At 63.2% G+C, this 23,401-nt stretch carries 19 protein-coding genes; 2 read left to right on the forward strand and 17 right to left on the reverse strand.

Going from position 1 to position 23,401, the window contains the following annotated elements:
• Positions 1-40 precede the first annotated feature (40 nt).
• From IPM39_27265 to IPM39_27335, 15 genes are all read right to left on the reverse strand, one after another.
• Positions 41-229 (reverse strand): hypothetical protein, encoded by a 189-nt coding sequence (locus IPM39_27265; protein MBK8989715.1) that lies wholly within the window; start codon positions 227-229, stop codon positions 41-43.
• Positions 230-435: 206 nt separating this feature from the next.
• On the reverse strand, positions 436-1,893 hold the full coding sequence (locus IPM39_27270; protein MBK8989716.1) for a hypothetical protein: 1,458 nt from the start codon (positions 1,891-1,893) through the stop codon (positions 436-438).
• Positions 1,836-2,729, reverse strand: coding sequence for a hypothetical protein (locus IPM39_27275; GenBank protein MBK8989717.1), 894 nt, complete (start codon positions 2,727-2,729; stop codon positions 1,836-1,838). The genes IPM39_27270 and IPM39_27275 overlap by 58 nt, the downstream gene beginning before the upstream one ends.
• A gap of 184 nt (positions 2,730-2,913) precedes the next feature.
• Positions 2,914-3,207: a hypothetical protein gene (locus IPM39_27280; protein MBK8989718.1), complete on the reverse strand. Its 294-nt coding sequence runs from the start codon at positions 3,205-3,207 to the stop codon at positions 2,914-2,916.
• Positions 3,208-3,349: 142 nt separating this feature from the next.
• Entirely contained in the window at positions 3,350-3,694 is a 345-nt protein-coding gene (locus tag IPM39_27285; GenBank protein MBK8989719.1) for a hypothetical protein, read from the reverse strand.
• Positions 3,695-3,931: 237 nt separating this feature from the next.
• Complete coding sequence (locus tag IPM39_27290; GenBank protein ID MBK8989720.1) at positions 3,932-4,867, reverse strand: hypothetical protein; 936 nt, start codon at positions 4,865-4,867, stop codon at positions 3,932-3,934.
• 793 nt (positions 4,868-5,660) lie between these two features.
• A complete protein-coding gene (locus tag IPM39_27295; protein ID MBK8989721.1) occupies positions 5,661-6,803 on the reverse strand; it encodes a PPC domain-containing protein in 1,143 nt (380 codons plus the stop codon).
• Complete coding sequence (locus IPM39_27300) at positions 6,803-7,903, reverse strand: hypothetical protein (GenBank protein MBK8989722.1); 1,101 nt, start codon at positions 7,901-7,903, stop codon at positions 6,803-6,805. Before IPM39_27300 ends, IPM39_27295 begins: the two co-directional genes overlap by 1 nt.
• 26 nt (positions 7,904-7,929) lie before the next feature.
• Positions 7,930-9,345, reverse strand: coding sequence for a hypothetical protein (locus IPM39_27305; protein ID MBK8989723.1), 1,416 nt, complete (start codon positions 9,343-9,345; stop codon positions 7,930-7,932).
• The gene (locus IPM39_27310; GenBank protein ID MBK8989724.1) at positions 9,297-10,154 is read right to left on the reverse strand and encodes a carboxypeptidase regulatory-like domain-containing protein; all 858 of its coding nucleotides are present in this window, start codon (positions 10,152-10,154) and stop codon (positions 9,297-9,299) included. Before IPM39_27310 ends, IPM39_27305 begins: the two co-directional genes overlap by 49 nt.
• A gap of 185 nt (positions 10,155-10,339) precedes the next feature.
• Positions 10,340-10,483 carry a hypothetical protein gene (locus tag IPM39_27315; protein ID MBK8989725.1) on the reverse strand — a complete coding sequence of 48 codons (144 nt, stop codon included), beginning with the start codon at positions 10,481-10,483 and terminating at the stop codon, positions 10,340-10,342.
• Complete coding sequence (locus IPM39_27320; GenBank protein MBK8989726.1) at positions 10,484-10,852, reverse strand: single-stranded DNA-binding protein; 369 nt, start codon at positions 10,850-10,852, stop codon at positions 10,484-10,486.
• A 131-nt stretch (positions 10,853-10,983) separates the two neighbouring features.
• Complete coding sequence (locus IPM39_27325) at positions 10,984-12,372, reverse strand: M23 family metallopeptidase (GenBank protein MBK8989727.1); 1,389 nt, start codon at positions 12,370-12,372, stop codon at positions 10,984-10,986.
• Entirely contained in the window at positions 12,372-13,631 is a 1,260-nt protein-coding gene (locus IPM39_27330; protein ID MBK8989728.1) for a DUF11 domain-containing protein, read from the reverse strand. The genes IPM39_27325 and IPM39_27330 overlap by 1 nt, the downstream gene beginning before the upstream one ends.
• An 80-nt stretch (positions 13,632-13,711) precedes the next feature.
• A complete protein-coding gene (locus IPM39_27335; GenBank protein MBK8989729.1) occupies positions 13,712-15,691 on the reverse strand; it encodes a hypothetical protein in 1,980 nt (659 codons plus the stop codon).
• A 353-nt stretch (positions 15,692-16,044) separates the two neighbouring features.
• Between IPM39_27335 and IPM39_27340 the strand changes: the two genes are divergently transcribed.
• Both IPM39_27340 and IPM39_27345 read left to right on the forward strand, forming a co-directional pair.
• On the forward strand, positions 16,045-20,745 hold the full coding sequence (locus IPM39_27340; protein MBK8989730.1) for a tetratricopeptide repeat protein: 4,701 nt from the start codon (positions 16,045-16,047) through the stop codon (positions 20,743-20,745).
• Between the two features lie 35 nt (positions 20,746-20,780).
• Complete coding sequence (locus IPM39_27345) at positions 20,781-21,938, forward strand: hypothetical protein (GenBank protein ID MBK8989731.1); 1,158 nt, start codon at positions 20,781-20,783, stop codon at positions 21,936-21,938.
• A gap of 59 nt (positions 21,939-21,997) precedes the next feature.
• On the opposite strand, the gene IPM39_27350 is transcribed toward IPM39_27345, so the two are convergent.
• Both IPM39_27350 and IPM39_27355 read right to left on the reverse strand, forming a co-directional pair.
• Complete coding sequence (locus IPM39_27350; protein MBK8989732.1) at positions 21,998-22,993, reverse strand: DUF4111 domain-containing protein; 996 nt, start codon at positions 22,991-22,993, stop codon at positions 21,998-22,000.
• Positions 22,968-23,309 carry a DUF4158 domain-containing protein gene (locus IPM39_27355; GenBank protein MBK8989733.1) on the reverse strand — a complete coding sequence of 114 codons (342 nt, stop codon included), beginning with the start codon at positions 23,307-23,309 and terminating at the stop codon, positions 22,968-22,970. Before IPM39_27355 ends, IPM39_27350 begins: the two co-directional genes overlap by 26 nt.
• Between the last annotated feature and the right edge of the window lie 92 nt (positions 23,310-23,401).

The following is a 23,401-nucleotide window of genomic DNA, read 5'->3' on the forward strand; positions in this document are numbered from 1 at the left end:
AGACGGCCATCCAGCCGCTTACCCGGCTGGCTGCCCGGCGCTATAACTTCCCCCAGAACGGGTTGCCCGTCTCCTCTTCATCTACCGGCAGGTCGCTGGCCAGCATCTTCGCCTCTAATTCTTCAATCATCACCGTCACGATAATCCGCGACCATTCGTTATACTTCCGCGCATTGGCCAACACCTCCGCCTGTAACCGCTCGAATTCTTCTAAGACTGAACTACTCATTGTTCCTCCACCAGTTGATAGTTGATAGTTGATAGTTGATAGTTGGGAGTTGGGAGTGGATAGAGGAGTTGGGAGTGGTTGGTCACCAGTGGTCAACACTCCGCACTCCGCACTCCGTTGACAATTGACAATGAACCATTGACAATTTCTTCCTCTTCTTCTTCCACTTCACAATTCAAACTTCCCCATTCACAATTCAAACTTCATCAGCTTCCCAACAGGCACTGCCGTTCCATCGGCCGCAGCACCATCTGCACCTTCTCCGCTCGTCCCTTGTAGCGCACGACGGCGCGGCCGGCGCCCGCTTCTTTGTTGCTGCTGTAGCGGGCCAGGAACTGCACGTGGGAGGAGAGAATCTCGCCGGGATACTGCTGGGCGAAGCGCGCCGCCGCCTTCTCCGGCAGCGGGAAGGTGACGCTCCAGGCCAGGTTGTCGAGAATCATCTGCCCCGCCGCCACGTTGATGCCCGCCTGCATGGATTCGGCGCGCGCTCCTTCCACGCCGATGAACGCCTCCAGGTTCTGGTCTATCATGATGACCGCCGCCCCGTAGGTGCGCACCGTCTTGACCATGTGGGCCAGGAAACCCATCAGCCGCGATTCCCGCGCCATGTAGTGGACCTCGTCCACGAAGATGGCCCGCTTACGCGGATGCCGCCGCACCTGCAAGTTGATGCCCGCCAGCACCGCGTAGTAGAACAACGCCCGCCGCTGCTCCGGCACATGCTGGAAGTTGAACAACACCAGCCGCTCTTGCAGCGTCAGGTCCAGATTACTCGGCCCATTAAACACCGGCGCATAATCGCCGTAGACGTACAGACTCTCTATCTCCTGCGCCAGAGAAGAAGCAGCACCGCCGACGAAAGAGGAGGAGACTGGGAGACTTGGAGACGGGGAGACTGGGAGACTTGGAGAGGTCGTCTCCCGTTCTCCTTGTCTCCCGTTCTCCCAGTCTTCTTGCCTCCCGTTCTCCCGTTCTCCCCGTCTCCCGCTCTCCCAGTCTCCTTGTCTCCTTGTCTCCCGCTCTCCCCCTTCTTCCGCGACGATGTGCAGTTGGCGGCAGAAGCTCTCCAGCGTCGGGGTCAGGGTGCGGTCTACCAGGAGTTCGCTCTGCCAGTCGTAGTGGGCATAGGTCTGGCGCAGCGCTTTGCGGATGGCGGCGACTTCGGCGTTGTCGAAGCGGCGGGGTTGGTGGCCGACAGGGTCCAAGAGCAGCGCCAGCAGGGTGATAACGTGGTCGTACTGCTCGGTCTCGTTCTCGTAGACCACGTCCAGGATGTTGAGCCGCGCCTGGTCGTAGGAGATTTCGTGGTAGGAGACGTTCTCCCCACCGGCCAGCGCCGCCAACCGGCGGCAGTGGCCCTGCGGTTCCAGGAAGATGGCCTGCACGTCTTGCTCGACCAGCCGCCAGGCCAATGCCTGCGAAAACACTGTTTTGCCCAGGCCTGTGAGTCCTAGGATGATGGCATGAAACGGGTCGTTGCCTTTCCATTCCAGGAAGCTGACGTGGGGACTGTTCTCGTCGTGGGAGATGCCGACATAGATGCCGTTGGTCTCCTGTTCTCGCCCTATCCCCCACATCCCGGCGCAGACGGCCGCGCCGCTGCTCAGGACGTTGTGGTGGCCGTGCGGCAAGCCTGTCGGCCGCGCCTCCGGGCCGAACATCGCCCCGCCGCCGCCTGGTAGCCGTGCAGACTGTCCAGCTTGAAGTAGGCGCTCTGGGTGTTGCGCAGGTGGCGCAGCCGCTCGCGCAGCCGGTCTACATTTTTGTCCAATACCATGAACAGCACCTGCACGTGGTGGACCGCCTCGCTGCGCGCCAGCAGCGCCTGTACCGCTTCTTGCTTCGCTTGCTCGGCGTCGAGGTTTTCATTGCTGCGCCGCATCCCTTCCCAGAAGTTGGTCGCCCCGGACACCCGCTCCGTGTGTACCTTGCGCGCGTCCACGCAGATGATGAGCGGCCCGCTGGCCGAGGTGATGATGTCGCCTAACGGCCGCTGCCAATCCCAGGTGCGCGTCAACTGGTACGAGGCGATGACGCCGTAGCGGTAGCGGCTGTTGTCCACCTGCAACCGGCCCGTCCCCCTGTCGCGCAGCACCGGGACCATGTGGTCTATCGCCTCGGCGTACTCGCCGCTGATGGGCAGCTGCGGGTAGCCCGGTTCGGCGCGCACCAACCAGTGGGTCAGGTCGGCCGGTGACAGGACGTTGGCGTAATCTATCAGGTAGTGGCGGCATTTGAGGAAGTCGGCCTGGGCTATCTCTTCCAGCAGCCGCACCTCTTCCAGCAGCCCGCGCCGCGCTCGCTCGTCGCTGCGGCTCATCGCCAGCCGCCGTCGGCTGCGGAGCAGGTTGTCTAGCCGTGTTGGCAGGACCATCGTCAACTGTCGGTAGTCGCCCAGCGGCCCGGCAAACAGCCCGGTCAGCGCCCCGATAATGCCCGCCTGCTCGGTAGGCTCGATTTGACTAAAGTTGGGTAGTGATAGTTGATATATTTTCATTTGGATTTCGGATTTCGGATTTTGGATTGCGGAATGCGGATTGCGGATTGCGGAACCTGTCCTGAGCTTGCCGAAGGATTGCGGAAGGATTGCGGAAGGTGGATGCCGGAGCCTGTCTTGTTGCAGAATTGCCCGCTGCCAAGCAACGGCCGTTCTTCACTCCGCAATCCGCAATCCGCAATCATCATTCCTTTTGCCATTGGGACTCGATATTAACGACGCGCGGGTGGGCGATGGTCTGGCGCGCCCGGACCTGGGCGTAGACCAGCAGGCGCATCCAGACCATCTCCCCGCGCAAGTCGTGGCCGGCGGCGTAGGCCAGGACCATCAGCAGCGGCGCCATCCACCACGGCAGATTCAGCATCCCGATGCCCACCACCAGGCTGACGATGACGAACATGAATTGGGTCATCGTCAACCGGGGCAGGATGAGCGCTTTATTTTGCCGCACGAACTCGGTGTGAAAGTGGGTGTACATTCCTCTGGCCTACGCCCTTCGCCTTACAGCCCGCAGAGGGTGAACAGGTCGGGGATGCCGAAGCCTGTCAGGATTTGCACCCCGATTTCCGTCGAGAAGGCCAACAGGATGAGGCCAAGGAACACCGTCCCGGCTATCGCCCCTATCTGCGCCCCCTGGGTGGGGAGATGATGGCCGCCGCCTGTTTCTTGAAACCCAGGATGGCCACTGCCAGGATGAGCAGCGCCCCGCCCATCAGTTGGGCGGTGTACAGCCCACGGTCGTAGGTGTCACAGATGGCTGGTGGTGGCGCTTCGCCTTCGGCGCAGCCCGCCAGGACCACGACCATCAGGAGCAGCATCGGGATGACGCGCCGCAGAAGGCGGCTGGTGGCTGGTGGCTGATAGTCGGTTGCCGACAACCGTTGGTCGGTTGCCGACAACCGTTGGTCGGTTGCCGACAACCGTTGGTCGGTTTGTTTTGGTTGATGCAATGCATTCTCGTGCATGATGTTTTTTCTTCTTTCCTCCATTCTTGATAATGAGTTGACAGTTGACAGTTGACAGTTGATAGTTGGTAGTTGGTAGTTGGTAGTTGACAATTGACAATTGATATTCGTTCGTTTGTTGGACGGGGAGAGGATGGGGGATTGTGGTTTGCTGAACATCCTGCAAGAATCCGCATCCGCAATCCGCAATCCGCAAATCCGCATTCCGCAATCCGCAATCCGCAATCCGCAATCCCCTCATCCTCCTCCTTCGCCTCTGGCTCCCCAGAGCCATCGGCCAATTTGCACCACCAGGGGCGTCTCCGGTCCGGGATGGGGAAAGCTCAGGCTCGCCTGAGCCGTCTCCCCCGCTTCGAGCAGTCGCTCACTGGCAAACCCGCTCATTAACCCACTTCCTAACCCGCTTCCATAGGCATCACCTCCTTCACTTGGTATCTGGATGTACTCACCCGGCAGCAGCACCGCGCCGGGACCGGGGTTGTAGACGCTCACGGCCACCGTCACCTCACCGCGCGCGGCGTCCCAGGTGGCGGTTGGCTCGCCGGCTTCTAACTGCTCCAGCAGGTTGGGCGCTTCGCCCAGGCGGATAAAGGCGCTCTCGCCGCCGGGCAGCTCCCGGTAGACGGCCGTCACCCCCTCCCCACCGCTGTTGGCCGGCAGAACAAAACGCAGCTGCCAGGTCGCCTCAGCCGGCAGGGGCACGGCCGTCGTCTGGTGGCTCTGTCCGTGCAGCGACAACAAGCCGGCTCCCTGCCCTGCGCCCGTTATCTCCACCAGCAGTTCGCCGCTGCGGCTGTCGCTGTAAACCACGTCGGTTATCTGCAAGTCACCACCGGCAAAAAACGGCTCCCCCATTTCCCGGTAAACGGCCGTCTGCGCATCTTCGCCCGTCAAGTCATAGGCCGCCTGGACGATGGGCACAGCCTCGGCGGAGCTGGCCGGCAGGGCGAACAGAGTCATGCCCACCCGGTTCTGCGACAGCAGTCCCGCCGCTTCATGGTTGGCCTTTGTCTCCGTCTGCGTCACCACGAAGGCGAGGGCGTAGCCGGTGTCGCTCGTCAGCCGCAGCCGGTCGCCCGGCAGCAGGTCGGCGACCACCTTCTCCGGCAGCCCAATGGCATAATTCAGCACCGTGCCAAACACCCAGACGGCCACCGGATTGTCCGAGGCCATCACCGCCGCGTTGTAGGGCAGCTCTCCCCGGTTGCTCACCCGCGCCGGGTCTATCGGCAGGGCGATGACCTTCTTCCGTCGCCTGGTAGCGGATTTCCAACGCGCTCGGCCGGCCCAGCGTCAGACTACCGCCCAACCCGCCTATCGTCTGCAAGGCGTCATCGGCTCCAGTCGGCAGCGCTGGCGTCGGGCTGGGCAGCGGTTCGGCCGTCGCCCCACTCTCTTCGACCAGCGCCAATGTCGCGCCTTCGAGGGTCTCGACAGCCTGGGCTACCCGCCCCGGTCTGTTGTAGACGGCCAGAAAGCCAAACAGCGCCACAACCGCCACAAAAACAGCTAACTTGGTGTAGGTCCGCCGCCGCTCTTGCTGCTGCTCCGGCGACCCTTCTTTCACATCCTGGACCATCGGGGCCAGCCCTTTGTCGTAAACCTGCCCCAGGTTCACCGGCGTGGTACTCGGCCTTCCATCCGGCTGGATGTAATCCCCTTGCTCGAACTCGCTCAACCGCTGCCGCAAATACGCCAGCATCTCGTTCTCCGCCGTATCTTTCTCCGCCTCGCGCATCTCCCGGTTCAGCGCCTCTCGCACCTTCTCCTGATACTCCGGCAGAATCCGGCTCAGTTGTTCATCTGCTTTCTTCTTCCTCGTCATCGTCGTCTCCCATGTGGATTGCGGAGTGTGGAGTGCGGATTGCGGAACCCTTTCCCGCTATCTCGGTCTCCTACTCTTGCTTTCGCGCTCGCGCTCGCTCTTCCTCTTCCTCTAGCTCTCGCTCTCGCTCTAGCTCTTCCTCTAGCTCTCGCTCTCGCTCTGGCTAACGGGCAAAAACACCGGCAGCCGCACGGCCGGCAGGCCCAGACTAATCGGCTCATTGACCATGCCGGGGCGCACGCGGGCCGACCAGGCGGAGACGAAGGGCGTCGCCACCCGCTCGAAAGGGGCGTTGGTCAAGGTAAAGAGCGCCTCGCCTTGGAGATTGGTGAAGCTGCGAACCAACCGCTGCCCCTGGCTGTCCACCGCCAGCACGCTGACATTCGGGACGCCTTCGCCGGGGTCGGTCTGCCGGTTGTTGTTGGCGTCGTAGTAGATGAGGACCCGCGCCGTCGTCACCTGGGGCGTGGCCGCCGGCTGCGCCGGGCCTAACAGGTGCAGGGAAATGGTGGTGGTCAGGACGGCCGTTGTCGTGAGCGTCGGCGTGGTGGTCAGCGCGGCCGCAACCAATCCAGCCGTAACCGGGGCGATGGGATGGGACGCGGCTCCGGCTGTCCCACCCGCACCCATAAACGGCGGCGTTATCGTCGGCGGAGTCGTCGGGGTCGGGGTGAGCGTCGGGGACGGCGTGGGCGTCGGTGAAGATGTCACCGTGGGCGATGGCGTCATGGTCGGCGTGGGGTCGGTCAGGCCGACGTGCAGCTCGTAGCTGCCGCTGGCGATGCCGCCCGGCGATACGCGGGCGATGTACCAGCCATCGGCGGGCACTGTGAACAGCACCGCCGAACCTAAATCCGTCGCCGTGCTGTCGTCGTTTTCGGCCAGCAGCTGCGCCCCCTGCCACACCTGAAGGTACGTGTCCAGGTTGTGGGGCGAACGGGTGTGCAGGTTGACGATTTGCCCCGTCTTGAGGTACAGGGCGTAGTAGTCCACATCGCCCTGGTGCAGCGTCGCCGGGACCATGCCCCAACTGACCGGCGTCGCCGTCTCGGGTGTGTCGTTGGGTTCAAAGGCGTCGGGTTGGACGCCGCCACTGTCTGGCGTGGCGCTGGGAACGGCCGTTGGCGTTTCCGTCGCGTTTACGGTGGGCGTCAGGTAGACCACCGGCGGCGTCGGGTTGGGCGTCTGGGCCAGCAGGCCTGGCAGGAGGGCCGGCGTGGCCAAAATGAGGGCGAGAATGAACGTGAACAGGGCAATGGCCCAGGGATACCGAGTAGATTTCATCAGAGTATGTCTCCTTCTGTGGGCGGCTCCGGGGAGCGGCGTAACAAGGTAGTGGGTGGCGTGGTCGGCTGTTGCGCAGTGGGCGATACGGCCGTCGTTTGCGGTAGGGACAGCCCACCTTCCAGTCCGCTCAGGTCGCGGCTAAACGCCTGGGCCTGGGTGGGCGTATACCCCTGCCCGGTCAGGTAGGGCGCGATTGCCTGCCCGCTTTGCAGCCGGGCGGCGATGCGTTCCAGGTCTTGGGCTGTCAGTTGCAGCCGCTCGATGCCTTCCAGCACGGCGCGGACAGCGCCTGTCTGCGGGCCAAAGTGGCTGGGGTTGTCGACGGCCGTGGCCAGGTCGGCGTCGCTGCGCCCGCCCGCGGCCAGGTTATCAGCCATCGCCTTGACTAACTCCGCCTGGCTCATCTCGCGGCGTGGCTGCAGGACGGTATCGGCGACGGCCGTCAGTTGTTCCCGGTTTAGCGGGGACTCCGGCAGGGCGTCGCCGCGTTGGAACGAGGCCACAATGTCCTGGGCCGATTGTCCCGCCGCCTGCGCCGCCGCTACCTGGGCGACGACGGCGTCAATCGCCGCCTGCACCGCCGCCGCGCCGTGTTCGCTCACGGCCGTTTGCAGCGTCGCCGCCCGCTCCGCGCCCACCACGTCCACCAGCACCCGCTGCGTCTGCGTGGCCGCCGGCCCCTCCAGGTTGGCGGCCAGACTGGCCAATCCCGCCTGCCGGTTGGCTGTCAGTGGAGAAAGACGGATGTCAGGCGCGGATGGGAACGCGAAAGGAGCGGTTGGCGCGTTGGCGGTGCTGCCGGTGGGCGACGTGGCAGCGCTGCCTTCATTATTAGCAGGCGGTGTCGGGGCATTGGCTGGCGCGTTGGCTGTGCCGCCGCCAGACGGCCGTGTGGCGGTATCTCCCGCGCCATCGGTTCGCCGCGCCGGTGCATTGCCCGTTCTGCCGCTGCCCCATTCGTCATCCCGCCAGCGCCCCCGCCCTGCGGCTGACCACCCATCAGGACGACGGCCGTAACCGCCAATTTGCTCATAGGCGCTGCGCAGGGATGGCGATAATTTAGTCGTCAACCACAGACTGGAGCCGAAGCTCGACATGCTCGACCCTGCCCGCAGGTAGTCCATCAGGTCCGGTTCGTGAACCTGCGGCTCGCCGTCGCGGAAGTTGCGGCCAAGGTGCGCACTTCGTGAACGGTTTCAATCATGTTGCGGGCCGTGGGCGATTTCCCCACAGCGTAGCCGGCCATCGCCTCCAACTGCCGCACCCGGCCGTCGGCTTTCTCCGGGTCTGTGTTCAGGTAGCCGCCGCCCGCCTTGGCGTCGGCCTTCAACATGCCTGCCGCCGCCAACGCCCCGCCGCCGACCGCCAGCGCCAGACCAGCGCCGGCCCCGGTCACGGCCGCGTTGCGGCCCATGTTGACCAGGTCGGTCCCTGTCGCGCCGCCGGTCATCACGCCGCCGCCAAAGAGGTGCATCCCGGCCATCGCCAGCTTAAACGCTCCCTGGATGCGCCAGGCCAGGATGACAGTGGCGATAATCGCCGCGCCGATGTACAGCCCGATGCCCCGTTGGGCGGCAATCGCCAGCAGCCCGATGACTATCGAAGCGATGATGACGCTGAGGAAGGTCTCGATGAACAGGTTGATGAACTGCCGCAGGTAAGCGCCGATGAACGCTTCGGTGTGGACGAAGAAGGCCAGCATCATGGCGAAGGGCACGCCGGCGTAGAGCAAGAGCGCCGCGCCGGTCAGCGACAGGCGCAGGAAATGGTCGGCGATGGCTGTGGGGATGGCGATGAGGGCGAACAGCAGCCGCTCCAGCCCTTCGGCGGCCAGCCGTTTGGCAGCTTCCTGGTCGGCTTCGTCGGCCAGGTTGATGGCCGATGGGTCGCCGTAGGGGAAGTAGGCGGCGGCAAACAGCGCCGGGAACTCGGTGTTGCCCAGTTCGGCCACGTTGCCGATGGACAGGAAGTAGGCCACCAGGTCGAAGCTGCCGATGACCCCGTCGCCGGCCGGGTAGACGTCGGGCAGGGCCGCCGGCAGGCCGGTGTCGGTGCCGCCGAACTCCGTGCCGAACAGTTCGCCTTCGGCCTCGGCCAGCGCTGAGGCCTGTACCCCGGCGGTGGCCGCCTGGCGCAAGCCTTCCATCATCTCGATGACCATCACCGGGGTGCTGAAGAAAAAGAAGGTCATGAAGCCGTAGAGCAGCAGCTTCTGCGGGTCTACCACCCGTTTGGTGGGGGTGATGCTGCTCATGAGATACCAGACGCCGAGCAGGGTGAGGGCGAAGACAAACAGCGCGCCCATCGGCCCGGCCAGGGCGTTGGTCAGCAGGTCAACCAGGAAAGCGACGTTGGTCGTCAGCCAGTCGTTGACATCCTCAGCGATGATGGCCATGGAGAGCAGCGAGCGGTCGAGCGACCAGAGCAGCTGCGCCAGGACATATTGGATGAAGTAGATGGCTTCGGCCAGAGCGCGTCCGGGGTCGAGCATTAACGGCCGTCCTTTGTGTCGGTGGGTGTCGCCGGGGCGTCTTTGCACCCGGCGCGCCAGTTGGTGAAACGCTGCGTCAGGTAGCCGAACCCCGCGCCGCCGGCAGCGGCCAGGAGCAAGATGAAGACCGGCGACAGGCGCGCAGGTTGGGTATCGGAGGGGGATGGCGTGGCAATGGGCGATACGGCAGGCACGGCCGTGGTCGTAGACACAGTTGTGGGCTGTGTGGTTGTGATTGGCGCGGCGGCAGCGAAAACGGCCGTCGTCACCGGCACAATCGGCGGAATCTGTTCGTCGGCATGGTCGTCGACGTGGCCGTGGGCTTCTTCGGCTGTTGGTATCTTGGGCACGGGCAGCGGCGAATCTGGAGCCATGTCGAAGTAGACCCGGTCGTCGCTGTGGAAGGTGAAGTGGTAGGTAAGGGTAAGCGGTACAGGTATGGGCGCACCGCCATTGGGCGTCTCGCCGTTGGGCGTCTCGCCATTGGGCGCCGCGCCCACCATTACCCCCAGGCCATGCAGCCCGCTCTCGCCCAGAATGGCGGCAGAAATGTCGTCCAACGGACGGGTGAAGAGGAACTGGTACAGCCCCGGCGTCACCGGCCAGGCGCATCGGCCCTCGGCGTCGGTGGTGCAGGCAACGGCCGTTTCCTCCGGCAGCCGCGACAGCTTCACCACTTCACCGGCCAGCGCACGGCCGTTGCTGTCGCGCAGTCGGATGGTGAGCTGCACTGTTGTTTCGCCCTGGGCAACGGCCGTAGACATCGGCGCAGCCAACAATACAAACCAAACCACCGCGCCACAAAACACGCCCAACCACCCCACTCGTTTCACCCATTCACCCTGTTTCATCATCATGTCGTCCTATTCAGCCTGTTACAGAATCACAGATTACGCAGATTTCGCAGATTCTCGCCCTCTTCCCGTTGGCCCCTTCGACAAGCTCAGAGCCAGCCCTGAGTACACCGAAGGGGCAAGCAATTAACAATTGACAATTTCTTCTCCACTTCACAATTCACAATTCACAATTCAAACTTCACCATTCAATAGGGTTCATGCTCTTTCCAGCGCGGCAGCCCATTGCGCGTTTTGGCCGTCCGGCTCACATACGGTGAACGACGCGGACGGAAAATAATCACCAGGAGCACCACCACGGAAAGGATGAGCAGCAGCAGCAATACCTCCATCTACGCCTCCTCTTCCTGGGGCTTGTCGTTTAAGAAGCGCACCTGGTCGGCGCGCACTTCGTAGTTCGCGCCCATCGTGCCGTCGCTGCGCTTGTACAAGCGCGGTCCGCCGCTGGCCGGGTCCGGCGTCAGCCGTCCGGCCACCAACACCTTGCTGCCGCGCTGGAGGTACTGGTGGCACGCCTCCGCCTGCGCTCCCGTCACCTGCACGCGAAACCATGTGGTTTCGCTGGTCAACTCGCCCGTCTCCCCGGAACGCCACTTGCGCTCCGTCGCCAGACTAAAATTCGTGACGGCCGTGCCATCCGGCATAGTCCGCATCTCCGGCTCCCGCCCTAATCGGCCGACTAATGTCAGTTGTTGATACATGGTTCCTTCCTTGTAGCTAGAGCGAGAGCTAGAGCGAGAGCTAGAGCGAGAGCTAGAGCTAGAGTGGTCGCTCTTTTTGAACAATTGACCATTTCTTCTTCACTCCGCATTCCGCAATCCGCATTCCGCAATCACTCCGCCCACCCCGCCGGGTCCACCAGATTGCCGTGTTGGTACATCGTCCAGTGCAGGTGGCTGCCGGTGGAGCAGCCGGTGCTGCCCATCTCGGCGATATTCTGCCCGGCGCTGACGCCGCCGGCCGTGAGCAGGAAGCCGCGCAGGTGGCCCAGGTAGTGGAGCGTCTCGCCGTCGCCCAGGCGCTGGTAGTTGCCCAGTCCTTCGTGCGGCGCTTCCGAGCCGGGGATGTGGGCGCAGTCCGGGCCGCTGCTGTGTGGTCCGGCGTAGTGCAGCGTCCCATTGATGGGCGACCAGACCAGCGTGCCGGCCGTGTTGGCGATGTCCACGCCGTTGTGGAACCACGGCTGCTCCGGCGGACAGCCGTAGCCCGCGCCGTCGATGCCGGTGTAGTAGGCGTTGCAGCCAAAGCCGCGGGTGATGAAGCCCGTCGTCGGCCACATGCCGCCGCCGGTTCCGGGGTCGGTGGGACCGCCGGGGTCGCCATCGCCCAGGACAATGGGTGTGGGTGGTGGTGGCTGCTCGGCGTCCTGGTGGGGACCTGTCGGATCGGGGGTCAGCAGAAACCAGATGGGACGCACGGCCGTTTGCCGCCAGTTGGTCAAGAGGCCAATCTCCTGCACCTGGCCGGTCGGCGCGGTGATGCCCAACACCACCTGCCGCGTCTCCTGCGGCTGCAAGGGGGAGAGCAGTTGGCTGTCGGCCAGGGGCAGGTTGGCGGCCAGCAGCGGTTCGTTGCCCGGCTGCCAGCGGCCGGTGACCGGCTGGCTCTGGCCGTGGCTGGCGCGGATGAACAGCAGGTCGGACAGGGGCACGATGCTTTCGACGGCGCCATGGTTGGTCAGGCGGAAGGTGAAATAGTAGAAGCTGGCCTCCGGCTGACGCGGGCTGGGGGCGGTTTGCCAATCTATGAGCCGCAGTACCAGGTTGTTGGGGCCGCCGATGGTCACGTCGCTGTGCATGTAGAAGCTGCCCACCCGGTAGTGGGGCGTTGTCTGTGGGACCGGGGTGGTGAAGCCGATGATGGGCAGGCCGGGGGTCGTGGTCACCGGTGGCTGCGGCGTCTCCGTGATGTAGACCGGCGTGGTCGTCACCCAATAGGGCGTGGGGGTGGCGGCAAACATCGGCGTCACCGTCGTCCACTGCGGCGTGGTCGTGATGTAGACCGGGACCGGCGTGTCGGCGTAGACCGGCGTGGTGGTTCCCAGGAAGCGGGTCTCGGTGGGCACGGACGTGGTGGTCGCCGCCGCCCAATAGGCCACCCCGGCCAGCGTGTGGGGGTTTTCCACGGCGCTGATAAGGCCGCAGCCAAGCGAGGCGGCCGCGAGCAGGAAGAAAATAGCCGGGCGAAGAAGTGGATAATGGGTGACTCCGTTGTTGTCCATTACTGCCCTCCCGCGCCACCGCCAAACAGCAGCGGCAGGTAGGTCTGGTGGCGGATGGACAGATAGTGGGTGGCCCATTCGGTACGGCCGTCGCCCCAGGTGGTGGTGGCAGTGTTGACGGCCGTTTCCGGGATGTCGCCGGTGATTTGCACCCGGTAGTGGAAGCTGCGGCTGTCGTCGGAACCGTAGAAATGGGGCTGCCAGCGCAGGGTGGTTCCCGGCGCGGGCGGAAAGCCGCGTGATGGCGTATCGGGTCCGGCGTAGGCGTAGGTGAAGCCGCGCTGCCCGGCGCTGTCTTGCAGGCCGATGGCATACCCGGCGGCGGTAAGGGCGTCGGGTTGGGCGATGTGGTCGTAGAGGTAAAAAAGTTCGCTGCCTCTGTCTGGTGGCTCGTGGCCTTGTCGGTCCACCGTCAAGGCGATGGCGAAGCGGCTGGTCAGGTCGGGGTTGGTCGCGTGGGGGGTGTCGTGCCACTGGGCGTAGAACACCTGCCTGTCGGCCAGATAGCCGGACAGGATGGCCGCGTGCCAGCGGCCGCCGCCCGTCAGGTCCAGGTCTTGCCACAACCCGGCCAATCGCAGGCCGGGGGCAGTTGTCGTGGGCAGCCAATGGGGCGCGCCATCCGGGGATTCATCCAGAAAGAGCAGGCCGTTGGCCGACACTCGCAGTTGTTCGTAGCGACGGCCGTACAGCACCACGCTGTAGCCTTCCGCGCCCAGGTTGAAGGTGACGGCCGTGTCGTCGCAGTCGCCGCCGGCGGCGATGAAGGGTTCGCAGAGGTTGGGCAGGCCGTAGCCGCCCAGGTCCAGATAAGGCAGGCCGTCGGGCAGGCTGGTCAGGCTGTAGTCCAGTCGGCCGGGGGGAATTTCGCCGGTCCACTGGAGGCTGTGGTCGGCGGGGTTGTAGGCCAGAGCGCTGTCGGCCTCCACCAGTTCCACCTGCGGCGGCAGGACGTCGGCCAGCGTCACCGTCTCGGTCACGGGACCGCTGTTGCGCAGCGTCACCGTGTAGACCACTTCCTGCCCCGGCGCGGCGCTGGATACGGCCGTCTTACTCACCGCCGGAACCACCATCACCGGGTCCACGCGGCTATCATCCACCTCCACCGCCCAAAACCCTCGCGCCGCCAGGTCCACAACCGGCAGGCCCATTTCATCCGGCCCCGGCCCCAACCCCTGCGCCATCGCCACCACCCCACTCATTCCCACCACTAAGCCCACTACTAAACCCGCCAGCAAAACCCACAAAAACCTTTTCATCACTTCTCCTCTCTCCTCTTCTTCGTCCCTTTGTCCCTTCGTCCCTTTGTAATAATTTCCGCCTTCTCTAGCTCTCGCTCTTACTCTTCCTCTAGCTCTCGCTCTAGCTCTCGCTCTCGCTCTAGCTTCACCCCAGCCGCATACACATCCCGGCTCACATAGTCGGTCTGCAACCCACTCCAGGCCAGCAGTGCCCGCCGCGCTTGCAGCGGATGGGCCGCCAGGATGAGGTCGGCGGCCGGCGGCGTATCGGCCGCCAGGACCACGCCCGGCGGTTCGTCGCAGCTCCCCGTCGCCAGCGCGCAGCCCACCACCACCGGACGGCCGTAACGGATGAACGTCGTGCCCGGCGGTGGGTCGCCACTGGCATAGATGGCAAATACGTGGAGAGTTGGCTCGGTCCCAGCTATGCTGACAAAGGGGTAGGCGTCCGGCCCCAACGCTCCCGTGAGGCCCTGCCCCGGCAGTCGGTTTTCGCTCACGGGCACTGGCCCCGTCCAGCTCTGACCGCCATCGGCCGACCAGGCGGCGTAGGCGGTATAGCGGTCGCGGGGTGGAACGCCGCCGGCGCCGCTGTCTTCGTAGAAGGGGGTCCAGCCGTCGGGGATGCCATTGGTGAAGGTGTCCATACGGCCGTTGACCAGCGCCCCGCCGCTCAGTTCCGCCCCGTCCCAAACCGCTTCGTTGTGGGCGCGGATGGCGTCGGGCCGGGCGCGCAGGAAAAGGGTGACGCTGTTGGACACGGCCGTGCCCGACACGGCCAACGGGACGTACTGGTTGAGCGGGTTGGCCTCCGCCGACCAGAGGACGCCAGCGCCGTTGGGATTTGTGCCGCCGGCCGGGTCCAGCCCAATTTGTAATCTTAAGTTGGCCGGGTTGACGACCGTCAGGGGGTCGTCGGCGTCGCTGGACCAGGCACGGCCGTAAGCCGAGAAGGTAACGGCCGCGCCTGGCGTGACGTAAACGGTTTGCATCAGGCCGCCGTCGAAGACGGCGTCGGTGACGGCCATGCGCGCCGCGTTAAACGGGTCGTAGATACGCTCCGGGTGGACCACTGCGAAAGGCGACAAGGGGTTGACGGCCGTGTAGGTCGGCGGCACAGGCACTGGCGGCGGTGGCGGCGCGGGGATGTGGCTCACCCAGGCGGCGGCCAGCAGCAAGGTTCCGTCGGCGGCGCGGGCGCTGTGCAGGGTGACGGCCGTCATGGGCATCTCCGCCAGCGACAACTGCGCCACCGTCGTCCAGCCCGGCAGCAAGAGCGGCGTCATACCATAAGTGCGCAGGTGGAGGATGTTGCCTTCCAGGTAGCTGAGGGCAAAGCCGCGTTCGTTGGTGTTGGGCGTGGCCGGGTTGTCGTAGAAGGTCGTCAGGCGCGGTGTGTGGCCGGGGCCGATACGCGCGATGTGCCAGTACAGGTCGTGTTGGTGTTCCGCGTGCCAGATGGCCCCGTCCAGTTCATAAAAGACGTGGGCGCGGTTATTGGCGTCCAGGGTGATGCGCGGCTTGTGGCCTGGCCCCACCTGCCGCCAGAAATCGAAGTCCGCCTGCCGCGCCCCCAGGTCGGCGGCGCGGTAATGGATTTGCCCATCCTGTTCGTAGACCAGGTGCAGCCGGTTGACGGCCGAAAAGACAAGGTCGGCGTGGACGGCGGGAGCGATGCGCCGCGCCTGCAAGAAGCTGCCGCCGCGGGCCACCGAGATGGTCAGGTCGCCGGCCGTCAGCCAGGCCAGGGCCAGCACGTCGTCGCCGACGGCCGCGGCCAGCAATTGTTGGTCGGCGATGTCCAGGCTTTCGTTGCGCAGCGGCGCGGCGCTGAAGGCCAGGGAGTCGTCCAGGGGAAGCGTGTCGGCTGGCAGGCACTCTCCACCGCCGCTCTGGCCGCCCGCGGGCGGCGGCTGCATGAGGTCGGGGTCGGCGCCGAGCGCTCGGGTCGGCAGGGGGATGAGGCCGTGCGCATCGGGCTGGCAGGCTCCGGCCGGCGGCGGCGTTTCGGCGGCGCAGGCGGCCAGGAGCAGGGCCAGCAGGAGGTAAAAGGAGGTACACAATCCCGTCGTCTTCATACAGGGACGATTGTAGGCAACGACGGGAGAGCCGACAGTGTCCGATAGGGTACTTTTTTAGTATACTTTCGGGTACTTTTTTGGTGTACTATCGGGCATTTTATAGACATAACGCCAGAAGTGGCGGCAAAAGCACTCCCAACCAACCATCTGCGCCGTGCGGGCGGTTGCCACCAAAATGATGACGTAAGGCCGTGGGCTGCGTAATCCTGGCGAAAAGCACGCAGGGAAAGAGGGGGTTTTATTACCCATCTTCGCCAAATCGGTTACACTTCCCCTACCAGTTGAGCCACATGCTCACGCTTTGAAATCCGACAGTCAGTCAACATGATTCTGGTAGGAGGAAACCATCCATGCCCCACAGCCTCAGCCAGCCGGCTGCCCTTAGTTGCCCCGCCTGCGGACGCTCCTTTACCGCTGACATGTGGCTCGCTGTAGATGCCAGCGAACGACCCGACCTGCTCGACCGCATCCAGGCCGGAACCCTCCATGACCTGCTCTGCCCCCATTGCGGCTATCTCTGGCAGGCTGATGCGCCCCTTCTGCTGTATCGCCCTGGTGACATGCCTCCTTTGATTTTCTCTCCAGCGCAAGGGACAACAAAGGAACAGGACCGGGAACAGGCACAGGGATTACTTGGTTATCTGCACGATGTCCTGGGTAGCGCCTGGCGCGATGAATGGTTGGAAGCCATGCCCGCCATTCCGCGTGAATTTTTGCCCGCTGCCTTGAGCGATGACCCGGAAGCCGCTATGCGCCAGATGACGGCGCAGACGGAACAGGCATTGGCGCGACTGCAAGAGGAAGACCCCGACGCCTATCGGGAACTGGAAGCCGCTGCCCGCCAAATGGCTGAGCAAAACTCGCCCGCTGAACAGGCTGCGGAACAGGGTCAATTCCCCCCAGGACTTGACCCCGCGAGAGCGCAAGCCCTAGCTAATGAATTGGTAGCCTGGATGCGACAAGAGACATTGGCTGGGGCTGAAGCCTACCTTGAGGCACGCAAAGCAACCTTATTAACGGACGAAGGCGCTTTTGTTATGACGCTGCTGGTGCAGTCGAACCCTGGCAACCCCACTGTCAGCGACCACCAGCGGCGGTTGGCGCGAGCGCGGGAGGTTGGCGTACCGGCTCTGTATGCGGAAATTCGCCAACAGCGGGTTCAGGAGGCGCAAGCGGCGGAAAAGAGCCTGCCCCCGGCCGTGAGCAAGGTGTTGGCTGAACTGGCGCAAAGCGACGTGGCGATCAACAGCCAGGATGACCTGGAGCGAGCGCTGGCGGCCCGGCCGGATTTGCAGGCCAGATTAGCAGCCGCTCTGGGCGGCGGCCCGGTCGCACCACCCCAATTCGAGGCTGATTTACAACAGGCGCAGATCGGCAAACAACGCTACGTGCAGCGCGGCGACCGGCGTGGCCTGGACGAAGCGGCCGCCGCCTGGGAGCGCATCTTGCAGCACCCTGCCTTCCCGCAAACCGATAACTGGTTTCAACTGGCGGCGTTAAATAACAGCGGCGGGGTGTTTTTGCGTCGCTATTGGGCGCAAGGACAGCTTGCCGATCTGACTCGCGCTCTGGAATTGTGGCAGACTGCCGTGCAGCGCACGCCTCCCGATTCCCCCGACCTGCCGTCTCTCCTCAACAACCTGGGGAATGGCCTGCGCAACCGCTACGCCCGCACCGGCCAGTTGGCCGACCTGGAAGAGGCCATCCGTGTCTACCAGACGGCCGTGCAGCGTACCCCGCCCGATTCCCCCGAACTGCCTGTATACCTTAACAATCTGGGGAGTGGCCTCCGCGCCCGCTATGCCCGCACCGGGCAGTTGGCCGACCCGGCAGAAGCCATTCGCGCCTCCCAGACGGCCGTGCAACGTACCCCGTCCGATTCTCTCGAACTGCCTCGTAACCTCAACAATCTAGGTCTTGGCCTCCGCGACCGCTACGCCCGCACCGGCCAGTTGGCCGACCTGGCAGAAGCCATCCGCGCCTCCCAGACGGCCGTGCAGCATACCCCGCCCGATTCCCCCGAACTGCCTATGTACCTCAACAACCTGGGGAGTGGCCTCAGCGACCGCTACGCCCACACCGGCCAGTTGGCTGACCTGGAAGAAGCGATCCGGGTCTATCAGACGGCCGTGCAGCGCACCCCGCCCGATTCCCCCGACCTGCCCCGTAACCTCAACAATCTGGGGAGTGGCCTCCGCGACCGCTACGCCCACACCGGCCAGTTGACCGACCTGGAAGAAGCCATCCGCGCCTCCCAGGCGGCGGTGCAGCGCACGCCCCCCGATTCCCCAGACCTGCCGTCTCGCCTCAACAACCTGGGGAATGGCCTCCGCGACCGCTACGCCCGCACCGGTCAGTTGGCCGACCTGGAAGAAGCAATCCGCGCCTATCAGACGGCGGTGCAGCGCACGCCCCCCGATTCCCCCGCCCTGCCCCTCTCCCTCAACAACCTGGGGAATGGCCTCCGCGACCGCTACGCCCGCACCGGTCAGTTGGCCGACCTGGAAGAAACCATCAGGGTCTATCAGACGGCCGTGCAGCGCACACCGCCCGATTCCCCCGACCTGCCTGTATACCTCAACAACCTGGGGAATGGCCTGTATACCCGCTACGCCCGCACCGGCCAGTTGGCCGACCTGGCAGAAGCCATCCGCGCCTACCAGACGGCCGTGCAGCGCACCCCGCCCGATTCCCCAGACCTGCCATCTCTCTTCAACAATCTGGGGGGTGGCCTCCGCGCCCGTTACGCCCGCACCGGCCAGTTAGCCGACCTGGAAGAAGCCATTCGCGCCTCTCAGACGGCCGTACAACGCACGACCCCCGATTCCCCAGACCTGCCCCGTAACCTCAACAACCTGGGGAATGGCCTCCGCGACCGCTATGCCCGCACCGGCCAGTTGGCCGACCTGGAAGAAGCGATCCGGGTCTATCAGACGGCCGTGCAGCGCACACCGCCCGATTCCCCCGACCTGCCGTCTCTCCTCACCAGCCTGGGGAATGGCCTCCGCGACCGCTGCGACCGCACCGGCCAGTTAACCGACCTGGAAGAAGCGATCCGGGTCTATCAGACGGCGGTGCAGCGCACGCCGCCCGATTCCCCCGGCCTACCCCGTAACCTCAACAACCTGGGGAATGGCCTCCGCGACCGCTACGCCCGCACCGGCCAGTTGGCTGACCTGGAAGAAGCGATGCGGATTTACGAACAGGCATGTCTGTTGGGTCGGGAGCGGCAACCGGAAGCTGTCATCGTAGCTGCACGTAGTTGGGGACAGTGGGCATTGGCGCGACAGACATGGGATGAAGCCGTTCGGGCCTACCAATATGGCCTGGCAGCGCTAGAACAACTCTATCAGACCCAGCTCTTGCAGCACGAGCAGCAAAGCTGGCAGCGCGAAGGGCAAGGATTGTACGCTCGAACCGCCTACGCCCTGGCCCGCGTTGGCGATTTGTTCGCCGCCGCCATTGCTCTGGAGCAGGGGCAGGCGCGTGGCCTCAACGACCGGCTGGCCCGCGACGAAGCCAACCTGTTACAGGTGCAGCAGCAAGCGCCCGCCCTGTTCCAGCAGTATCAGGCGTCCGCTGCCCGCCTGCGGCAACTTGAAGCCGCCGAACGGCAAGAGCGCCTGACCAGCCCCGGTGCGGCTACGCCACCGGATTGGGCCACCCAGTCTGGCTGGGTCATCCACCGCCAACAGGTGCAGCAGGCCCGAACCGACCTGCAAACAGCCATCGCCGCCATTCGCCAGCTTGACGGCTATGAGCATTTCCTGCTGCCGCCTCGTTTCGAGGAAGTGGCAACGGCCATGCAACCCGGACACCCGCTCGCCTATGTCGTCACTACCCCGGCAGGCAGTCTGGCCCTCCTCTTGCATCGCCCCGCGCCCACCGCCGAAGTCCTCATCGAACCACTTTGGGCCGATGCCTTCACCACAGATAACCTCGATGCCTTCCTGTTCAAAGAGGAAAACGGCCGGGAAGTCGGCTATCTATCCGGCCAATTCTCTGGTGGTACGATACTGCGCCGGGCGCTGGCGGACGGCCTGCCTCACCTAGGCGCGAAACTGCTCTCTCCCCTGACCCACCGCCTGCACGCCCTCGGCCTCCAGCGCGTCACCCTCATCCCCGGCGGGCGGCTTAACCTGCTGCCCCTCCACGCGGCAACGCTCGCACACAACGACGACCAACCAACCAGCCCCCTTACCAACCAGCCCCCCACCTTCGGCGAGACCTTCACCATCAGCTACGCCCCCTCCGCCCGCACCCTGACCGCCAGCCGCCGCCGTCTGGAAAACCAGGCCGACCAGTCCGCCACCCTGCTGGTCGTCGGCAACCCACTGCCCTTGCCCGGTGAGATGAATGTCCGCCCCCTGCGCTACGCCCGGCCCGAAGCGGAAGAAATCGCCCTGCGTTTCGGCGGCACGCCCCATCTCTACTGCGAAACGGCCGCTACCCACGCTGCCATCACCGCCGCCATACCCGGCACAAGCTACCTGCACTTCTCCTGCCACGGCACGTTTGACCCGGAACAGCCCTTGCAGTCCGGCCTCATCCTCAGCGGCGGTGAACGGCTCACCCTGCGCCAGGTCTTGGATAACCTGCCCCTGAATGCCGCCCGCCTGGTGACGCTTTCCGCCTGCCAGACGGCGATCAGCGACTACAACGACCTGCCCGACGAGGTTATCGGCCTGCCCGCAGGCTTTCTCCAGGCCGGGGCCGCTGGCGTCCTGGGCAGCCTGTGGCCGGTGGACGACCTCTCCACGGCTCTGTTCATGGACCACTTCTACCTGCTCCACCGGGGTAATGGCACAGACGGCCTCGAACCGGCCGCCGCCCTGCAAGCCACCCAACGCTGGCTGCGTTGCCTCACCGTCGCCGAATTGAGTGATCTGTTTGCCGACTATCGTGCTGCCGCACCGGATGTCCCGATCGGCCGCATGGCCTATGCGCTAGCTCAAGAGAAGTACGTCAATTTCACTCTGGCTGAAAACCAGGATATGACACCCTATGCCGACCCCTATTATTGGGCCGCTTTTGCTTTCTATGGGATGTAACCCACCCGTTTTTTATCGCCTACAGGAGAGAAAACATGTTCAACAAACCTGCCCCCGACCCGCAACCCTACGCCCCAACAGGCACGACAACGCCCATTTATTTACCCCGTGGCGCCAATGCGCTGCTGGTGAAGCCCGGCGAAAGTTACTTTGTCATCAAAGTCCACAGCGCTCAGGCCGCCTTCTATGGCAGCATTTGGGAGCGGGTCAACCAGCTTCTCATCACCACGCAAGTTTCCCTCAACCATAGGCTGTTGGGAGACAAGCCGTTGAAAGCGATCCAGCGTTCTCGTGCCGTCCGGCGCAGGCAAGCCGAGAAGTTGGGTCTTAGTCCCAATCTGATTAACCTGGTTCCGGCGTCTATGACCCACGTCTCTGTTTCCATCGAGTTCCTTTTAGACAAGGAAAACCGGCTGGTGGACCTGGCGGGACTGATCAACAGTGATTCGTTTCTGACGGCCGTTTCCCTGGCTCCCGGCGCAGCGTTGGTGGCGCAAACGATTGGTGGTCTGTCGGAGAAAATCATCCAGACCTTCCTGGAACCGGCTGAACAGCAGCCCATCTTGCAGTTCAACGGCGACTTCAACATCTCAGGCAATGATCTACAAGATGGTTATTATGCCATCCTGGGCACACGAGACGCCGACAACCCCTTGCCATCTCCCCTGCCGGCGCTGAGTATCGTTAATGGCGAGCTGCTGGGTGACGGGCAGCCGCTCTCTCAGCTTTCCTATGTCATCCTGGATGTACGTGTGGCGCCTGCTCGCACACGTGGCCTGAATGATGGCGCTGTCTGGGCGGAGAAGCTGCGCCTGGCGGAAGGGACAGCGCAGCGGCTGGCCGCCGATCCCTTTGCGGAAACGGAAGAGAAGCGGCAGGCATGGCAGGAGTGCAAGGCGTTGATTAAAGAGGCGCAGTTGCTCCTGGCGTCTGATCCGAATTATCTGGCTCAAGAAGCCGATAACATCATCAAGGATTCGTACCAGCGCTGTTACAAAGAGATATTTGAGGCGGGCGAACGGGTCATCATGCGCGGCGAGAAGGGGTTGGAGTCGCTGGACGCGACGGCCGTAACCGCCGACCGGCAATTCCTGGGCATAGATCCCGGCGAAGACCTGAACGAAACACTGGGGAAGTATGCGGAGCAGGTGGCTGAATCACGGCGGATTTTGCGGGAGGCGGGGATTGGGTAGGCTACGGCGTCTCACCCGGAGATAGGCAAAAAAGAGTCGCTTTTGCCGCAATTTTTAGGTTATGGCGGATCCATCAGGTGCGTGGTACCTGTCATCACATGCTGCATGAATTCTAAGGTTTCATCCAGCAACTTCGCGTCTGCTCTCTGACCGATTTTGACGCCAAAGCGCACGCCTTCTCGGTCCTGCCAGGCCTGAGTGATCAGCTTTATCCATTGGGGATCCACAGAATTTCTGGCCCATTCAACCCCAGCTTTTTTGGAGTGGATTGCACCGGTATGGAGTGTGTGCATCATGCGGCAATGCGTTAAAACCGCAAACGACTGACCAAATTGAGAGTTCCAAAAGTTCAGCGGATGATTGATTGACATGGCGAAGGCCTGCATATTGTGGACCAACGATATTTTCATTTCGCTCAATAGTTCATCTACAGGCACTGGTGGTATCAGTGTGTGAGCCTCTTGACCTGTCAAAGTAATCCCGCCCTCTCGCAATATCCAGCGGACATGCCAGTTGTTATCGTGTACGGATTGTTCAAACGTGGTACTACCATTATCAAAGTAATACAGTTTCTTTTCCCCGACGCCATCCAAATCATTGAGAGTACCGACACTTATGTATGACCCTTCTAAATGCCTGGCAGGATAACAATCAATCGCATAAACTTTTCTCTGAATAGCTTGCAGATGGCTTGCGTTTTCTGCGGATAGTTCAGTATTAAGCACGACCAAGAAATCCACATCGCTATCTAAATCAAAATCACCCAAAGCCAGCGAACCAACCAGGTAGATGCCCACCAGATTTCCAGCTAGTTCAGCCTGCACGTCCGTCACAAAAATATGGAGTACTTCCCGGAGTTCCTGATAAGGATGATTGGGAACCCGGGTATCATCAACAAATTTCTTTGGCGTCATCATTTTGGGGTTAGGGGTGATGCAGACTGATACCTTCGGCCTCAGCCGCAGCCACCGATACAAGTTCAATACTGTCGCCTCTTCAGCCCGATAAACTGTTCTTGCTAGAGGAGATTCAGGTAGAAGGGGTAAAACAAACATTGCTGTCACCAGCCGCCACATTTTCAGCTATCGGGCAGCGGATTTTGGCTCGTTGCCATTCGATGGAACGCTCCTTCCAGGGGAACTCATGGAAAACGTCGGGGCTGACCTCTAATTGACGAGCCAGAAATTGCGCCACAGCCGATGGTATTTCCTGCTTCCGCTGGGGAAACCGGCCCGCACATTGAAACCACTTGAGCAGCAACGTCCGCCCTAACTGGTTGTTGACCCCGATGGCTCGTTTGGCCATTTCCCGTTCCCCTGGTGTCAGTGTCCAGTGATCTATCAATTCATCAATCTTCCAATTTCGTTTCATCTCACAACTCCTGGTTTGAATGGTTTACCTGGGAAATCCCCAGATTCGTGAGATGAGTATAGGGTTTGCCCTTCCTATCACAAGTCAATTAC

Origin of the sequence: Candidatus Leptovillus gracilis (assembly GCA_016716065.1) — a bacterium.
GTDB lineage: Bacteria > Chloroflexota > Anaerolineae > Promineifilales > Promineifilaceae > Leptovillus > Leptovillus gracilis.

Excerpts from the sequence above, each read along its gene's own strand:
- IPM39_27265 (MBK8989715.1), bottom strand. The coding sequence starts at position 229 with ATGAGTAGTTCAGTCTTAGAAGAATTCGAGCGGTTACAGGCGGAGGTG.
- IPM39_27270 (MBK8989716.1), bottom strand. The coding sequence starts at position 1,893 with ATGTTCGGCCCGGAGGCGCGGCCGACAGGCTTGCCGCACGGCCACCAC.
- IPM39_27275 (MBK8989717.1), bottom strand. The coding sequence starts at position 2,729 with ATGAAAATATATCAACTATCACTACCCAACTTTAGTCAAATCGAGCCT.
- IPM39_27280 (MBK8989718.1), bottom strand. The coding sequence starts at position 3,207 with ATGTACACCCACTTTCACACCGAGTTCGTGCGGCAAAATAAAGCGCTC.
- IPM39_27285 (MBK8989719.1), bottom strand. The coding sequence starts at position 3,694 with ATGCACGAGAATGCATTGCATCAACCAAAACAAACCGACCAACGGTTG.
- IPM39_27290 (MBK8989720.1), bottom strand. The coding sequence starts at position 4,867 with ATGGCCTCGGACAATCCGGTGGCCGTCTGGGTGTTTGGCACGGTGCTG.
- IPM39_27295 (MBK8989721.1), bottom strand. The coding sequence starts at position 6,803 with ATGAAATCTACTCGGTATCCCTGGGCCATTGCCCTGTTCACGTTCATT.
- IPM39_27300 (MBK8989722.1), bottom strand. The coding sequence starts at position 7,903 with ATGTCGAGCTTCGGCTCCAGTCTGTGGTTGACGACTAAATTATCGCCA.
- IPM39_27310 (MBK8989724.1), bottom strand. The coding sequence starts at position 10,154 with ATGATGATGAAACAGGGTGAATGGGTGAAACGAGTGGGGTGGTTGGGC.
- IPM39_27315 (MBK8989725.1), bottom strand. The coding sequence starts at position 10,483 with ATGGAGGTATTGCTGCTGCTGCTCATCCTTTCCGTGGTGGTGCTCCTG.
- IPM39_27320 (MBK8989726.1), bottom strand. The coding sequence starts at position 10,852 with ATGTATCAACAACTGACATTAGTCGGCCGATTAGGGCGGGAGCCGGAG.
- IPM39_27325 (MBK8989727.1), bottom strand. The coding sequence starts at position 12,372 with ATGGACAACAACGGAGTCACCCATTATCCACTTCTTCGCCCGGCTATT.
- IPM39_27330 (MBK8989728.1), bottom strand. The coding sequence starts at position 13,631 with ATGAAAAGGTTTTTGTGGGTTTTGCTGGCGGGTTTAGTAGTGGGCTTA.
- IPM39_27335 (MBK8989729.1), bottom strand. The coding sequence starts at position 15,691 with ATGAAGACGACGGGATTGTGTACCTCCTTTTACCTCCTGCTGGCCCTG.
- IPM39_27340 (MBK8989730.1), top strand. The coding sequence starts at position 16,045 with ATGCCCCACAGCCTCAGCCAGCCGGCTGCCCTTAGTTGCCCCGCCTGC.
- IPM39_27345 (MBK8989731.1), top strand. The coding sequence starts at position 20,781 with ATGTTCAACAAACCTGCCCCCGACCCGCAACCCTACGCCCCAACAGGC.
- IPM39_27350 (MBK8989732.1), bottom strand. The coding sequence starts at position 22,993 with ATGTTTGTTTTACCCCTTCTACCTGAATCTCCTCTAGCAAGAACAGTT.
- IPM39_27355 (MBK8989733.1), bottom strand. The coding sequence starts at position 23,309 with ATGAAACGAAATTGGAAGATTGATGAATTGATAGATCACTGGACACTG.